We start from the raw sequence: 14,422 nt of genomic DNA, 5'->3' as shown, positions 1-14,422 counted from the left end.
GGCTGGCGGACATCGGTCCATCAGCCGCGCGCCACTGACTTACTCCGCCGCAGCCTGGCCGAACCCGGTCGCCTGCCGCTCGAACAGGCCGCGGTAGATGCCGCCCTGCCGGGCCGCAAGTGCCTCGTGCGTGCCCTGCTCGACGATCTCGCCGCGATCGAACACCAGGATGCGATCCATGCTGCGCACGGTCGACAGCCGGTGCGCGATCACGATCGAGGTGCGGCCCTTCATCAGCCGCTCCATTGCCTGCTGGATCAGCGCCTCGGATTCCGAATCGAGGCTCGAGGTCGCCTCGTCCAGGATCAGAATGGGCGCATCCGCCAGGAAGGCGCGTGCCAGCGCCACGCGCTGCCGTTCGCCGCCCGACAGCTTGACGCCGCGCTCGCCCACCAGCGTGCCGTAATCCTTCGGCAGCCGCATGATGAAGTCGTGCGCGTTGGCAAGCCGCGCCGCCTGCTCGATCGCCTCCATGCTGGCGCCCGGCCGGCCATAGGCGATGTTCTCCGCCAGCGTGCGGTGAAACAGGATCGGCTCCTGCTGCACGATCGCGATCTGGCTGCGCAGCGATTGCTGCGTCGCCCTGGCGATATCCTGACCGTCGATCAGGATCTTGCCGCCGGAGACGTCGTAGAGCCGCTGCACCAGCTTGACGAAGGTCGTCTTGCCGGAGCCGGAGCGCCCGACCAGGCCGACGCGCTCGCCGGCATCGATGTCGACCGACAGCCCGTCATAGAGCGGCAAGCGATGGCCGCCATAATGGAACGTGACGTCGTCGAACATGATGCGGCCGCCCTGGATGTCGATCGTCCCGGCATCGTCAGCGTCGACAATGCCGAGCGGCTCGCCATGGATCTGCACCAGCTCCTCCATGTCGTTCACCGAACGCTGCAGGTTGTTGATGTGCATGCCGACATCCCGCAGATAGGCGTGGATGATGTAGTAGCTGGTCAGCACATAGGTGACGTCGCCCGGCGTGGCGTGGCCGGCCGCCCACAGCAGGATCGCGCCGCCGATCACCGAGGCGCGGAAGCACAACAGCACCAGGAGCTGCGCCGTCGAGGTGTGGTTGTAGCGCAGCCAGGTCCGCCGCACCCGCCGGCGCCAGCGGCTGATGACGCCGTCCAGCCGCATATCCTCGCGCGTCTCGGCGCCGAACGACTTCACCACCGCGTTGCAGGTCAAGGCGTCGGCCAGCGTGCCGCCGACCTTGGTGTCCCACGCATTGGAGACGCGCGCGGCAGGCGCGACGTAGCGCACCTGGAACACCATGGTCATCGCGACATAGATCACCGAGCCCACGGCAATCACCGCGCCGAGCGATGGCCAGTGCAGCCCGAGCAGGATCATCGAGCCGAGCAGCACGACGAGCGACGGCAACAGCGCCATCAGGATGGTGTCGTTCAACAGGTCGAGCGCCCACATGCCGCGCGTGATCTTGCGCACGGTGGAGCCCGCGAACGAGTTGGCGTGCCAGTCGGTCGAGAAGCGTTGCACGCGCATGAAGGCCTGCTGCCCGACATCGGACATCGTCTTCAGCGTGAACGGCACGATAGTCTGGATACCGACCAGCCGCAGCAGCAGCGACAGCGCGCCGAGGCCGACGATGGCGCCGAACGCCAGCATCGCCGCATGGCGCGCGGCGGCATCGGTGGCGCCCGCGGTCAGCGCGTCGACCAGATGGCCGGAGAACACCGGCATGAACAGGTCGGCCGCGGTCGCACCGAGGAAGCCCGCCGTCACGGCGAAAGCGCGCAGCGGCTGCTCCAGCCAGTGGCGGAACACGAATGGCAGGACGATCCGGATCGCGGCCGGTCGCTTGGTCGTCAGAGAGGTCATGGCACATTCCGGCCACGCATGTGCTGCGCCGGCCGGCTCCATCTGAGGCAACGCGCGGACGGAATCCGGCCGCAAGCGTCGCTGAAAACAATCGGTAAGGTGTTGGGAAGTTTGGATGATCGGGCATCATGCCCGATCAGCGCTGGGACCTAATGCGCGAGAGCGCCCAGCAGCAACGAACGCGGGCGCACGGTCTGCGAAACAAACGACATCATGTGCATCTCCCCGGTTCGTGAAACGATGGCGCTGCTTATAAATGCATCACCCGCGATTGGCAAGATGACAAGCGCGTGAGTGCGTCAATGTGTCGGCGATGCAACGCTCTGCCCGCGACCGGGCGCACACCGCGCGCAAAGCCGATGCGCTCAATGCGCGTCGCCACCGCCCGCGGTCATCGACGGCGGCTTGTTGACGAACAGCACCAGCAGGCTGAGGCCGACATAGAACAGCGACAGCATGAAGAAGGCGTCGCCATAGCCCATCACCGCGGCCTGGCGGTGCACGATCTGCGAGAGCTGCTTCATCGCCATGATGGCGGAATCGCCCATGCCCTGCATGCGCTGGGTGAACATATTGAGGGTCTCGACCGCGGTGGCGTTGCCCCAGGTCACGCGGTCGTGCAGCCGCGAGATGTGCAGGTCGGTGCGATCGTTGAGCACCTCGTTGATCACGGCGAGCCCGACCGCGCCGCCGAGATTGCGCATCAGGTTGAACAGGCCGGAAGCATTCTTGACGCGGTCCTGCGGCAGTGTGGCGAGCGCGATGTTGTTGGTCGGCACCATCGCGCACATCATGCCGATGCCGCGCAGGATCTGCGGCACCAGCAGCTCGTAGAAATCGTACTCGCGCGTGATCCAGGTCATCTGCCAGGAGCCGAGCGCGAAGGTGACGAGGCCGAAGGCGATGATGTAGCGCAAATCGACCTTCTGCATCAGCCGGCCGACGACCGGGGCCATGAAGAACATGGTGACGCCGGAGACGAACATGGTCTCGCCGATCATCAGCGCGCTGTAGCCGCGGATCTCGGCGAGATAGCGCGGATAGACGTAGGTCAGGCCGTAGAGCCCGATGCCGATGCAGAATTGCAGCACGCAGCCGACCGCGAAATTGCGGTTGCTGAAGGCATAGAGATCGACGATCGGCTCCTCCGCGGTCAGCACCCGCCAGAAGAAGGCAATCGCCGAAACGAAGCAGATCGCGGCGCAGACCGCGACCGAGGTGTCCTGCAGCCATTCATATTGCGGGCCTTCCTCGAGCACATATTCCAGCGAGCCGAGGAAGCCGCCCATGAAGATCAGGCCCCACCAGTCGAAGCGATCGAGCAGCGCGAAGTTCGGCTGGTCGAAATCGACCAGCGCCAGCACGCCGATGGTGATGATGACGCCGGGCACGATGTTGATGAAGAACAGCCAGTGCCACGACATCAGATCGGTGATGTAGCCGCCGACGGTCGGCCCAACGGTCGGCGCCAGCGTCGCGACCAGCCCGATGATCGGCGCCACGATGTAGAACTTGGAGCGCGGGAAGATGGTGTAGGCCGAGGCGAACACCGTCGGGATCATGCCGGCACCGAGGAAGCCCTGCAGCGCGCGCCACAGGATCATCTGCTCGATCGAGGAGGCGAAGCCGCACAAGAGGCTCGACACCGTGAAGCCGAACGCCGAGATCGCAAACAACAGCCGGGTGCCGAGCGCGCGCGACAGGAAGCCGGACAGCGGGATCGCGATCACCTCGGCGATCAGATAGGCGGTCTGCACCCACGACACTTCGGTCGACGACGCCGACAGGCCGGCCTGGATCTCGGTGAGCGAGGCCGAGACGATCTGGATGTCCAGGATCGACATGAACATGCCGAACACCATGATGATGAAGGCGACCACCCGCTTGGGCTGGAGCCGCTCGGACTCCGAGGCGCCGGTCATCATCGAGGGAGAGGCAGTGGTCGCGTCGGCCATGGGCTCATCAGGCTCCGCGCTTCGAACCCGCGGTTCGAAGCTTCAAGGCATCACTGCGGATGGATCATCATCGGCGCGTCGAGGTCGGTATCGGCGTCGGCGTCGGCCGCGCCCTCTCGCGTGTCGACGGTGGTGTAGACCGACATGCCGGCGCGCAGCATGCCCTGCTTCGCAACGCTGTTCGGCACCCGGATGCGGACCGGCAGACGCTGCACGATCTTGGTGAAGTTGCCGGTGGCGTTGTCGGGCGGCAGCAGCGTGAACACCGAGCCCGCGGCCGGCGAGATGCTGTCGACGATGCCGGTGAACTTGCGGAAACCATAGGCGTCGACCTTGATCGTCACCCGCTGTCCGGTGCGGATGCGCTTGAGCTGGGTCTCTTTGTAGTTGGCGTCGATGAAGACGCCGTCGAGCGGCACCACATTGCCGAGCCGCTGGCCGACATTGATGTAGTCGCCGGTGTTGACGAGACGGTTGGAGAAGGTGCCGTCGACCGGCGCGCGCACCTGGGTGAAATCGAGATCGCGCTCGGCCTTGGCGAGCTGGGTCTGCAATTCGGCGAGCTGGGCGCGGGCCTCGGCCTGCTGCGCCTTGGTGACATCGACGTTGCTCTTTGCGGCGTCGTAGGCAGCCTGCGCCGACCGCACTGCGGCCGCGCCCTGATCCCGGCCAGCTTCGGAAACTTCGAAGGTGGCGCGCGAGGCAAAGCCCTTGGTGCTCAGCGCCTGCTGGCGATCGAAATCGAGATCGGCGCGCTTCAGGCCGGCTTCGGCGGAGACGAGCTGCGCATGCGCCTGCTCGACCGAGCTTTCGGCCGCCGCGACCTGGCGACCGATGCGCTCGATCGTCGCCTGCTGGGTCGCGATCCGCGTGCGCGCGGCATCAACCGCGATACGATAGTCGCCGTCATCGATCCGGAAGATCACATCGCCTGCACGCACCAGCGTGTTGTCGCCGGGCAGGATCGCCGCGATATGGCCCGCGACGCGCGCGCCGAGCATGGTGTTGTTGGCGCGGACATAGGCGTCGTCGGTCGAGATGTAGAAGCGCCCGATCAACAGGTAATAGGCGGCATAGCTCGCGCCGGCGAGCGCGAGCAGCCCGAGCAGGCCCATCATCACGAATCGGCGCTTGCCGGATTTCGGCGCTGCGGCAGCGGGCGACGCCGCCGGCTGTTCGGGCGCAGAAGCGGGCGGCGCCTCGGCGGGACTCTTGTCGCCGGGACTCTTGGCTTCGTCGGCCCTTTTGGCTTCGTCAGTTCTGGCCTGCTCGCCGAGATCGGCGGACGCGTCGCGCGCCATCGCGTCCGCGGCGGTCTCAGGCCCGGAACGAACAATGCGTGCAGCCTGATCCCGTGCTGCGGCCATAACCGAGGCTCCCCACCAAAAATCCTGACGCGCGCAATGGCGGAAGAAGGGCCGTGCGGCGCATCGTCACTCCCACTAATACCATTGACCGAACGGTTCGGTCAATCTACATTCCCGCCCAGCGGATTATAAGGCTTCGATTCTTCCCGGACTGATTCTGGGTTGAGTTCTTTCGCGAGAAGCTAAACCAATGGTTGCAGCGCCCCCAAACCCCCTCCACCTCGTCGTCGGTGACGAGGAGTCCTCGAAGCGCCGCCAGATCCTGGACGGCGCCCGCAAGGTATTCCTGGAGCTCGGCTTCGACGGCGCCAGCATGGGCGAGATCGCCCGCGCCGCGGGGGTCTCCAAGGGCACCCTGTACGTGTATTTCCCCGACAAGGCCGGGCTGTTCGCGGCGATCGTCGAGGAGGAAAAGCGCGAGCAGGGCAAGGTCGCCTTCAACTTCGATCCGGCACGCGACGTCGACACCACCCTCCCCGAATTCGGCCGTGCCTATGTCGCGGTGCTGTGCCGGCCCGGCGGCGGCTCCGCGATCCGCACCGTGATGGCGATCGCCGAGCGGATGCCCGAGCTCGGCAGCCGGTTCTACACCCATGTGATCGCCCACACCGTCGACCGCTTCGCCGCCTATCTCGAGGCGCGTGCCGCGCTCGGCGAGCTCGAGATCGACGACTATCAGCTCGCGGCCTGGCAGTTCATGCAGATGTGCCAGGCGACGCTGTTCCAGGCGTTCATCTTCCAGGCCAATCCGTCGCCCTCGCCGGAGCGGATCGCAACCGTCGTCGACAGCGCCACGCGCGTGTTCTTCGCCGCATACCGGCCAAAGCAGACGGATTGAACCCCCGCCGTCGCAAGACAGGCGAGTGACGACCCAATACGACTATTCCCTTTGGAAGGACCGCAACTTGGTGCTTGTCGCGCGACGCCACCTCGCGCGACAATTCCCTGCATGAACGGGGATATCGACCCAGATCGAATGTCCAGCGTGATGGCGCGGCTGGGGGACGCAGTGGTCGACCCGACGGCGCGGACCGACATCATGACGTCGATCTGCGAAGCGGCGGGCGCAACCGGCGCCGTGCTGCTGCAAAGCGACGTGCGGACCCCGGACGTGCCGCGCACCGCGTCGACCGAAGAGATGGTGCAGCTCTACTTCGCACACAACTGGCATGAGCAGGATTCGCGCGCTCCAGGCGTTTCGCGAGCAATGGCCGGCGAAGTGATCACCGATCAGGACTTGTTGACGCCCGAGCAGATCCGGTCGGATCCGATGTACAATGAGGTGCTGTATCCGTTCGGCTTCAAATGGTTCGCCGGCATCGGCTTCTGGGCCGACAGCGCACCGTGGGTGCTGACGTTGCAGCGCACCGGGGAGGAAGGACATTTCGATACACGGGAGACGCGGCTGCTGGCTCAGCTGGGGCCGCGCCTGACGGAGACAGCGACGCTGTCGACTGCGGTCGGCCGCATCGCGCTCGCCTCCATGACCGGCATTCTCGACCGGGTGCGGCAGCCGGCCGTCGCACTCGACCGCGCAGGCCTCGTGATCGATCGCAACGAAGCCGCCGATGCCGGCTTCGATGCGGACATCAGGATCAGGGATCGCCGGCTGATCGTGCGCGACAAAGCGGCACAGGCGCGGCTTGATCAAGTCGTCGATCTGATCCGCGCCGCACCCGAGCGCGCGGCGCTGCCGATCGAGCCGATCCTGATCCGCCGTACGCACAAGGGGCCGGTGGTGTTGCGCGTGTTGCCGATCGACGGTGCGGCACGCAACGTCTTCCTCGGCGCGCGGGCGATGCTGGTCTTCGTCAATTTGACGCCACGCGCGATGCCCGAGCCCGGCATGATCGCGCAGGCATTCGGCCTCACGCCGGCAGAAGCGCGGCTGGTGGCGCTGCTCGCGGGCGGCCTCTCGATCGCCGACGCTGCCGAACGGCTCGGGATCGTTCGCGACACGGCACGCAACCAGTTGAAGTCGGCCTTCGCCAAAACCGGCACGCACCGCCAGCCCGAACTGGTCAACCTCGTCCTACGGATCGCCTGAGCATGGCGCCGCACCATACCGGCCGAAGCAGGCGAACTGATCTTTCGTCATTGCGAGCGAAGCGAAGCAATCCACCCTTCTTGCCCCGATGGATTGCTTCGCTCCGCTGGCAATGACGGAGAGCCATTATCGCGCTACCATGGCTGTTGCGCCGCTAATTCGAGGTGATCATCCGCCATGAACGACCTGACCATCCGGCAGATGCGATCGGACGAGATCGCGCTCGCGATCAACTGGGCCGCGGCGGAGGGATGGAATCCCGGTCTCGCCGATGCGTCCTGCTTTGCCGCCGAAGATCCGCAGGGCTTCTTCATCGGCGAGCTCGACGGCCGGCCTGCCGCGGTGATCTCCTGCGTCAACTACGGCGCGCATTTCTCTTTCCTCGGCTTCTATATCGTGCGCCCGGATCTGCGCGGCCGCGGCTACGGTCTGAAGATCTGGAATGCGGCCATCGCGCATGCGCATCCGCGCGTGATCGGGCTCGACGGCGTGGTGGCGCAGCAGGCGAACTACCAAAAGTCCGGCTTCGCGCTCGCTTACGCCAATGTGCGCTACGGCGGCACGGTCACCGCACCGTCCGCGCCGAACGCCGGCATCATCGCGCTGGCCGATCTGCCGATGGCGCTGGTCGAGGCCGATGACGCCACGGTGTTTCCCGCACCGCGTCCGGCCTTCCTGCGCACCTGGATCAATACGTCAGGACATGTCGGGCGCGCGCTGATGCGTGACGGCAGGCTGGCCGGCTGGGGCGTGATCCGTCCGTGCCGCACCGGCCACAAGATCGGTCCGCTCGTCGCCGATGACCGCGCCGGCGCCGAGACCATCCTGTCCGCATTGCTCGCGAGCGCAGGCGGCGGCGACATCTTCCTCGATGTCCCCGCGGTCAACCGCGATGCCGTGGCGCTGGCGCAAGGCCTCGGGCTGTCGCCGGTGTTCGAGACCGCCCGGATGTACACCGGCGCGATCCCGCCATTGCGGATCGATCGCGTGTTCGGCGTCACGACGTTCGAGCTCGGCTAGGAAAGCCCGTGCGTTCAAATGACGCACGCTCGCGAACGCGGTTCCTGTGAAGCGGCTCATAACGCGATTATTCAATAGGGAAATACACCTCTGGTTGAGCGAGAGAGCCAGTTCGGCGCACTTCCGCGCGCTGCGCTCGTCCGCAACAGAAGGAGGTGTCGCATGGCGTTCCTGTTTTTCAATTTCCGCAGCATGGGCCTTAGCGAGGCACTCGCCAATGTCGGCGAGCTCAAGGGCGTCGTCGCCAACACGCTGAAGCAGAACGGCTTCACCGATGTCGTCAATACCCAGTCAGAGGTTGCCGGCAACAAGAACGGCGTCCGCGTGTCCATCCTGCATCTGCACAATGTCGATCGACAGTTCTGGCAGGTGTTCATGGCCGGCGGCGATACCGCGGCCACCAAGCAGACGCTCGACGACGTCGTGAACAAGGTCGAGCACCTCGCCTTCCTCTAGAGCTTCCGGTTCTGATTGAATCAGAACTGGAGCTGCGGAGTCATGCGAAATCTCCGCGGGCAAGCCGCGGGGATTTGCGCCCCTAAAGCGCGATGAGATCAGGTTGAATCTTCATCGCGCATTAGCTCATTGTTTAAACATGATCTCTTCGGAAAACCGCTTCGTACTTTTTCGGATCATGCTCTAGTTCGCCGCGGCGTTGACCCGCGGCACGGCGACGTTGTCCTGCTCCAACTCCTCGGGCAGTCCGGCGAAGCGTCGCAGCGCCTTCGCCATCTTCACGCGCCCGGCGACGCCGGTGATGATGACGTCGACCATCACGAACGACGAGTGGAAGTGGCCCTGCGCCTTGAGCTGCTCGACCTTGACGCCGGCCTTCGCGAGCGCGTCGCCATAGGCATTGCCCTCGTCGCGCAGCGGATCGAACTCCGCAGTCGCAATGAACGCCGGCGGCAGGCCTTCGAGCTTGCCGCGCAACGGCGCGACGCGCGGATCGGTGCGGTCGGCCGGCGAGCAGTACAGGTCCCAGAACCAGAACATCAGCCCGCGCGTCAGGAAGTAGCCGGCCGCGTTGTCGACATAGGACTGCCGGTCGAACGAGGAGTCGGTGACCGGGCAGATCAAGAGCTGGCCTGCGATCTCGGGCCCGCCGCGGTCGCGCGCGAGCTGGCAGGTGATGGCCGCGATGTTGCCGCCGGCGCTCCAGCCTGCGACCAGCACCGGCCCTGCCCTGCCGCCGAGCTCGGCGGTGTGGGCGGCGATCCACCGTGTCGCCGCATAGCCGTCCTCCGCCGCAGCCGGGAAGCGATGCTCGGGCGCGTGGCGATAGCCGACGCTGACGATGATCATGCCGGTGCGCCGGCACAGATCGCGGCAGAACGGATCATCCGACAGCTCGTCGCCGAGCACCCAGCCGCCGCCGTGGAAATACACCACGATCGGATGCGGCCCCGGCGTCGCCGGACGATACAGCTTGTACGGCAGCGGACCATCGGCGCCTTGCAGCATGCCGGTGCCGACCTCGCCGACCGGGCGGCCGGCAGGACGGCCCTTGTTGAACTCGTTGAGGAAGTCGCGGGCGCCCTGCGCGCCCATCGTCTCGATCGGCGGCAGGTTCATCTCGCCGAGCATGTTGAGCACCAGCCGCACATCCGGCTGCAAACGCACCACCTCGCCGTCATTGCACTGCTCGGCAACGCCGGGACCCGAGAGCTTGAAGCCGAGCATGCCGCGCCCGACCACCTCGTTGCAGATGCTGCGATACGGACCGACGCCGCCGGTATAGGGCATCACGCCCTGCGGCTTGCCGGGCACGTTGGCGCCCGTGTACCAGGTGTTGGCAAGCCGGTGCAGCGTCAGTGTCGCGCAATCGGCCATGTGGCGTTCCCAGCCGGCCTGCGCAGTCTCGGTTGCTTCCATCGTGGTGAAACCGGCGTCGCGCAACGCGACGATGCGGTCCACCACCCAGTCGACATGCTGCTCGATCGACACCGCCATGTTCGACAGCACCGACGGGCTGCCGGGACCGGTGATCATGAACAGATTGGGGAAGCCCGCGACGGTGACGCCGAGATAGGTCTGCGGTCCGCGCGCCCAGACATCCGACAGCGACTTGCCGCCGCGGCCGGAGATCGGATGCACCGCCATGATCGCGCCGGTCATCGCGTCGAAGCCGGTGGCGAACACGATGACGTCGACATCGAAGCTGCGCTTGTCGGTCGAGATGCCACCGGCGGTGATCGCCTTGATCGGCTCCTGCCGCAGATTGACCAGCGTCACGTTCGGACGGTTGTAGGTCGCGTAGTAATTGGTATCGAGGCAGGGACGCTTGGCGCCGAACGGATGATCGTGCGGGGTGAGCGCCGCGGCCGTCTCCGGATCCTTGACCACGGCACCGATCTTCTCGCGGATCAGATCGGCGACCAGCCGGTTGCCGTCGACATCGACCGCCTGGTCGGCCCAGAGCTGGGTCAGGATGTGGACGAGGTCGCCCACCGCCCACGCCTTCTCGAACCGCTCGCGGCGTTCGGCGTCGCTCAATTGCCAGCTCACCACGGTCTGCTGCGGATACGGCACGCCGGCCATCGACCAGCGCGCCTGCTCGCGATAGGCTGCGCGGTCGCTCTCGAAGAAGCTCTTGCGATCTTCCGGCGCCGGACCGTTGCCGGCCGGCAATGCGAAATTCGGCGTGCGCTGGAACACGGTGAGTTGCGCGGCCTGTTCGGCGATCAACGGGATCGACTGAATGCCCGACGATCCGGTGCCGATCACGGCGGCGCGCTTGCCCTTCAGGTCGACGCCCTGATGTGGCCAGCGGCCGGTAAAATAGATCTCGCCCTTGAAGTCCTTGACGCCGTCGATTTCCGGCGGCTTCGGCGACGACAGGCAGCCGGTCGCCATGATGTAGTAGCGGCACGAGACGTTGGCGCCGTTGTTGGTCGCAATCCGCCAGCGCGCGATCGCGTCGTCCCAGGTCGCCTGCGTGACCTTGGTGCCGAACCTGATATCGCGGCGCAGATCGTAGCGGTCGGCGACGAAGCCGAGATAGCGCAGGATTTCCGGCTGGGTCGCGTACTTCTCCGACCAGGTCCACGCCTGATCGAGCTCGGGATCGAAGGTGTAGCTGTAATCGATGGTCTGGATGTCGCAGCGCGCGCCGGGATACCGGTTCCAGTACCAGGTGCCGCCGACATCGGCGCCCTCTTCGAGCGCAACCGCCGAGAAGCCCGCCTTGCGCAACCGATGCAACAGATAGAGACCGGCGAAACCGGCGCCGACGACTGCGACGTCGACCTGCTGCGTAGTTCCGCTGTGCGTGGAGTCCGAAGCGCGTGCTGCAACTGCTGCGTCTGGCATGCCATTCCTCCCGTATGTTTTGATTTGCCGGAAGGCTAGCCCTGCGCTTTCAGTTTGTCATCACGACATACGCAATCTGAGGTCGCCGCAATTGTGGCGCTTGCAGGCTGGAGCAGGATGCGCAGCGTGTGGACGCAAGTGTCTTGCGGCGCGTGCGGCATTCACATCGGCGAAAGCCGACGCGTGGCGGTAGACCCGTCATCCTGAGGAGCACGCGCTTGCGTGCGTCTCGAAGGATGCACGGCCGCCGATCGGGCCGCGCATCCTTCGAGGCTCGCTGCGCTCGCACCTCAGGACGACGGGTCCACCAGTTGATCAAACCGACCGCATCAAGCCGCCATCGACGCGGATGTTCTGGCCGGTGATGTAGCCCGCGCCGTCCGAGACGAGGAACGCGATCGTCGCGGCGATCTCCTCCGCCTTGCCGTAGCGCTTCATCGGCACGCTGTCGCGGCGCGCGTCGGTTGCCGGCAGGCTGTCGATCCAGCCCGGCAGTACATTGTTCATGCGGACGTTGTCAGCCGCGTAGCTGTCGGTGAACAGTTTTGTGAACGCGGCGAGCCCGGCGCGGAACACCGCAGAGGTCGGAAACATCGCGCTCGGCTCGAATGCCCAGGCGGTGGAAATGTTGACGATCGCGCCCGACTTCTGCGCCTGCATGTGAGGTGCGACGAGACGTGTCGGGCGGATCACGTTCATCAGATAGACGTCGAGACCGGTGTGCCACTGCTCGTCGGTCAATTCCAGCACGCCCGCACGCGGGCCGTGGCCGGCGCTGTTGACCAGCGCATCGATGCGGCCCCAGCGCGCCATTACGCCATCGACGGCGCGCCTCAGATCATCGTTCGAACGGTTCGAGCCGGTGAAGCCGATGCCGCCGAGCTCGCCGGCCAGCGCCTCGCCCTTGCCCGACGACGACAGAATCGCAACGCGAAATCCATCTGCGGCAAGCCGCCGCGCCGCCGCCGCTCCCATGCCGCTGCCGCCTGCGGTGACGAGTGCGACCTTCTCTGCTGTCATGACCGAGATCCCGTTTGATGACGAAGTTGAAGCAAGGTCTATCATCAGGGATCGGGCAGCGCGACACCCGGGGTGGCGCTCAGGACGAGGCCGCGGCAAGAGCGATCAAGACGACAAAGACGCCAAGTGGCACAAGATGAGAAAAATCACGGTGGCGCAGAACGGTGGAAACCGCGGCCGCAATGATGGCCGCCCCAAGCACCAGGCCGGCAACCCGACTGACGGGAATTGCAATCAGAACAGCGCTTATCATCTCCAGTCCGCCGGTCAAAATGCCCCACCAGCGCGGGTAGCCCCACCGAGCGAAATCGCTTTGGGTCGCTGACGTGCTGATCGCGTTGAAGAGGCCTGCGCCAAAGAAGCCGGCAGCGAGCAGCCAGGTTGAAAGAGCATGCGTCATCTCAGGGCACTCCAATGATCCGTGGCATCGCCGCAAGGACCATGATCACCGCCGTGAGACCGTGAATGCCGAAGGCGCTTTTGGTGGAGCCTTTCGCTGCGAGAATGAGCAGCATGTCCCCGATGGGGATGATGGCTTCAACCAGCAGGATGATGCCGACCTCGCGCGGCGCGCCGAACACCATGAACGCCAAGACGGCCAGTCCCGCGACAATGTCGCGCACCCCCTTGAGGCGAAGCCACCAAGCGATGTTGGTGCCATTTTCAGGAAGCGGCAGGCCGAAACTGCGTGTCGCGGTTGTCGGGCTCGCGACATAGAGGGTGCCGATCGCGATAATTCCCAGGGCCAGGAGCAATCCCGTTCCGAGCGCAAGCCAATGCATCACACGTCCTCATCCAGCTCAAGAACAATATCTAGCACTGCTAGATAAATACCATTGCTAGAATGTCAAGCATCGGTATGATGCTTGATATACTTGGGCCTTCCAGGTGCGGGAGATCGAGGATTGGGTACCGCTGAGCGGAAAGGCAGGGACCGAGCTGCGCGCGAGCATCGCATTGTCGCGGCAGCGCGGGCGATCGCAGAGCGCGAAGGATGGGATGCCGTTACGGTCCGCCGTCTCGCCGACGAGATCGAATATAGCCAGCCCGTCCTCTACTCACATTTCAAGAACCGGGATGCGATTGTTGCGGCAGTTGCAGTCGAGGGCTTCAAGGAACTCACGGTCGCACTTCGCGAAGCAGCGAGCGGATCGACAGGACGAAACGCCCTCAAGAATGTCGCCCTGGCCTATCTCGCCTTTGCGCTGGATCGTGTCGCGCTTTACGACGCCATGTTTGTCCTGCCAACGGATTTGCGGTTCGCCGAATCTGGCACCAGACCCGAACTGCGGGCCGGTTTCGAAGCACTCGCGGCCGTCATCGCGCCGTTTTGCGTCGAGGTAGCTGATGTGACCGAGACTTTTTGGGCAGCCCTTCATGGGGTCGCCACACTCGAACGTTCAGGCAGAATTCGGCCCAGCGCGCGCAACGAGCGCATCGCGCTAATTGTGCGAGCGATCGTCACTTCCGGCAACAGCTCGCGTGCTCGCGGCTGAGACGTTCAGTTGAATGACTGCTTCGGCGCATCGAGACTAGCCGCCCGCTTATGAGTCTGCGCTGGTCTGGTGCGCGGCGTCGCACTACTTGCGAAACACCTGCTTCGAACAGGCGTCGAACCTGGCGACCGGCCGATCCATCTGCCACAGTTCGACATCATGGCGGTCGACAAGACGGCTCGCCGATGTGACGGCCTGATCGTCATCGCTACAATCCATGTTGACCACGCCGATGGATCGGCTGTGCGGTCCGACGATATAGGCGCGATAGGTCGTCATCTTCGTTCTCCGGCTGTTGCGGCGAAGATGAGCGCGAGGACATATGAATTCGAGAAGAGCCGCGACGAGATCTTATAAAGGCGGAAT

13 protein-coding genes are annotated in these 14,422 nt (G+C 65.1%); 5 read left to right on the top strand and 8 right to left on the bottom strand.

Going from position 1 to position 14,422, the window contains the following annotated elements:
- Positions 1-39: 39 nt before the first annotated feature.
- The 3 genes from AC066Y_RS06220 to AC066Y_RS06210 all read right to left on the bottom strand — a co-directional run bounded on the left by AC066Y_RS06220 (position 40) and on the right by AC066Y_RS06210 (position 5,161).
- On the bottom strand, positions 40-1,839 hold the full coding sequence (locus AC066Y_RS06220; protein WP_478273104.1) for an ABC transporter ATP-binding protein: 1,800 nt from the start codon (positions 1,837-1,839) through the stop codon (positions 40-42).
- Between the two features lie 365 nt (positions 1,840-2,204).
- Positions 2,205-3,794 carry a DHA2 family efflux MFS transporter permease subunit gene (locus AC066Y_RS06215; protein WP_478273103.1) on the bottom strand — a complete coding sequence of 530 codons (1,590 nt, stop codon included), beginning with the start codon at positions 3,792-3,794 and terminating at the stop codon, positions 2,205-2,207.
- 50 nt (positions 3,795-3,844) lie between these two features.
- On the bottom strand, positions 3,845-5,161 hold the full coding sequence (locus tag AC066Y_RS06210; protein ID WP_478273102.1) for an HlyD family secretion protein: 1,317 nt from the start codon (positions 5,159-5,161) through the stop codon (positions 3,845-3,847).
- 190 nt (positions 5,162-5,351) lie between these two features.
- Here AC066Y_RS06210 and AC066Y_RS06205 point away from each other — a divergent pair, with 190 nt between their 5' ends.
- From AC066Y_RS06205 to AC066Y_RS06190, 4 genes are all read left to right on the top strand, one after another.
- The gene (locus tag AC066Y_RS06205; RefSeq protein ID WP_478273101.1) at positions 5,352-5,999 is read left to right on the top strand and encodes a TetR/AcrR family transcriptional regulator; all 648 of its coding nucleotides are present in this window, start codon (positions 5,352-5,354) and stop codon (positions 5,997-5,999) included.
- A gap of 138 nt (positions 6,000-6,137) precedes the next feature.
- A complete protein-coding gene (locus AC066Y_RS06200; protein ID WP_478273100.1) occupies positions 6,138-7,208 on the top strand; it encodes a helix-turn-helix transcriptional regulator in 1,071 nt (356 codons plus the stop codon).
- 177 nt (positions 7,209-7,385) lie between these two features.
- Positions 7,386-8,228 carry a GNAT family N-acetyltransferase gene (locus tag AC066Y_RS06195; protein ID WP_478273099.1) on the top strand — a complete coding sequence of 281 codons (843 nt, stop codon included), beginning with the start codon at positions 7,386-7,388 and terminating at the stop codon, positions 8,226-8,228.
- 162 nt (positions 8,229-8,390) lie between these two features.
- On the top strand, positions 8,391-8,684 hold the full coding sequence (locus AC066Y_RS06190; protein WP_092115942.1) for a hypothetical protein: 294 nt from the start codon (positions 8,391-8,393) through the stop codon (positions 8,682-8,684).
- A 183-nt stretch (positions 8,685-8,867) separates the two neighbouring features.
- Here AC066Y_RS06190 and AC066Y_RS06185 read toward each other — a convergent pair whose 3' ends face one another.
- The 4 genes from AC066Y_RS06185 to AC066Y_RS06170 form a co-directional block, all read right to left on the bottom strand.
- Positions 8,868-11,540, bottom strand: coding sequence for a flavin-containing monooxygenase (locus tag AC066Y_RS06185; RefSeq protein ID WP_478273098.1), 2,673 nt, complete (start codon positions 11,538-11,540; stop codon positions 8,868-8,870).
- 315 nt (positions 11,541-11,855) lie between these two features.
- Entirely contained in the window at positions 11,856-12,560 is a 705-nt protein-coding gene (locus AC066Y_RS06180; protein WP_478273097.1) for an SDR family oxidoreductase, read from the bottom strand.
- A 79-nt stretch (positions 12,561-12,639) separates the two neighbouring features.
- On the bottom strand, positions 12,640-12,960 hold the full coding sequence (locus tag AC066Y_RS06175) for a DoxX family protein (protein WP_478273096.1): 321 nt from the start codon (positions 12,958-12,960) through the stop codon (positions 12,640-12,642).
- A gap of 1 nt (position 12,961) precedes the next feature.
- Positions 12,962-13,342: a DUF4267 domain-containing protein gene (locus AC066Y_RS06170; RefSeq protein WP_478273095.1), complete on the bottom strand. Its 381-nt coding sequence runs from the start codon at positions 13,340-13,342 to the stop codon at positions 12,962-12,964.
- A 123-nt stretch (positions 13,343-13,465) separates the two neighbouring features.
- Between AC066Y_RS06170 and AC066Y_RS06165 the strand changes: the two genes are divergently transcribed.
- Complete coding sequence (locus AC066Y_RS06165) at positions 13,466-14,056, top strand: TetR/AcrR family transcriptional regulator (protein ID WP_478273094.1); 591 nt, start codon at positions 13,466-13,468, stop codon at positions 14,054-14,056.
- An 84-nt stretch (positions 14,057-14,140) separates the two neighbouring features.
- Here the strand turns inward: AC066Y_RS06165 and AC066Y_RS06160 are convergent, their stop codons facing one another.
- The gene (locus AC066Y_RS06160; protein ID WP_420965681.1) at positions 14,141-14,335 is read right to left on the bottom strand and encodes a hypothetical protein; all 195 of its coding nucleotides are present in this window, start codon (positions 14,333-14,335) and stop codon (positions 14,141-14,143) included.
- Positions 14,336-14,422 lie beyond the last annotated feature (87 nt).

This window comes from Bradyrhizobium sp. USDA3010, assembly GCF_056429065.1.
This window is presented reverse-complemented; position numbering and strand designations above follow the sequence as displayed.

Excerpts from the sequence above, each read along its gene's own strand:
- AC066Y_RS06200 (WP_478273100.1), top strand. The coding sequence starts at position 6,138 with ATGTCCAGCGTGATGGCGCGGCTGGGGGACGCAGTGGTCGACCCGACG.
- AC066Y_RS06190 (WP_092115942.1), top strand. The coding sequence starts at position 8,391 with ATGGCGTTCCTGTTTTTCAATTTCCGCAGCATGGGCCTTAGCGAGGCA.
- AC066Y_RS06205 (WP_478273101.1), top strand. The coding sequence starts at position 5,352 with ATGGTTGCAGCGCCCCCAAACCCCCTCCACCTCGTCGTCGGTGACGAG.
- AC066Y_RS06160 (WP_420965681.1), bottom strand. The coding sequence starts at position 14,335 with ATGACGACCTATCGCGCCTATATCGTCGGACCGCACAGCCGATCCATC.
- AC066Y_RS06220 (WP_478273104.1), bottom strand. The coding sequence starts at position 1,839 with ATGACCTCTCTGACGACCAAGCGACCGGCCGCGATCCGGATCGTCCTG.
- AC066Y_RS06215 (WP_478273103.1), bottom strand. The coding sequence starts at position 3,794 with ATGGCCGACGCGACCACTGCCTCTCCCTCGATGATGACCGGCGCCTCG.
- AC066Y_RS06180 (WP_478273097.1), bottom strand. The coding sequence starts at position 12,560 with ATGACAGCAGAGAAGGTCGCACTCGTCACCGCAGGCGGCAGCGGCATG.
- AC066Y_RS06210 (WP_478273102.1), bottom strand. The coding sequence starts at position 5,161 with ATGGCCGCAGCACGGGATCAGGCTGCACGCATTGTTCGTTCCGGGCCT.
- AC066Y_RS06185 (WP_478273098.1), bottom strand. The coding sequence starts at position 11,540 with ATGCCAGACGCAGCAGTTGCAGCACGCGCTTCGGACTCCACGCACAGC.
- AC066Y_RS06175 (WP_478273096.1), bottom strand. The coding sequence starts at position 12,960 with ATGACGCATGCTCTTTCAACCTGGCTGCTCGCTGCCGGCTTCTTTGGC.
- AC066Y_RS06170 (WP_478273095.1), bottom strand. The coding sequence starts at position 13,342 with ATGCATTGGCTTGCGCTCGGAACGGGATTGCTCCTGGCCCTGGGAATT.
- AC066Y_RS06195 (WP_478273099.1), top strand. The coding sequence starts at position 7,386 with ATGAACGACCTGACCATCCGGCAGATGCGATCGGACGAGATCGCGCTC.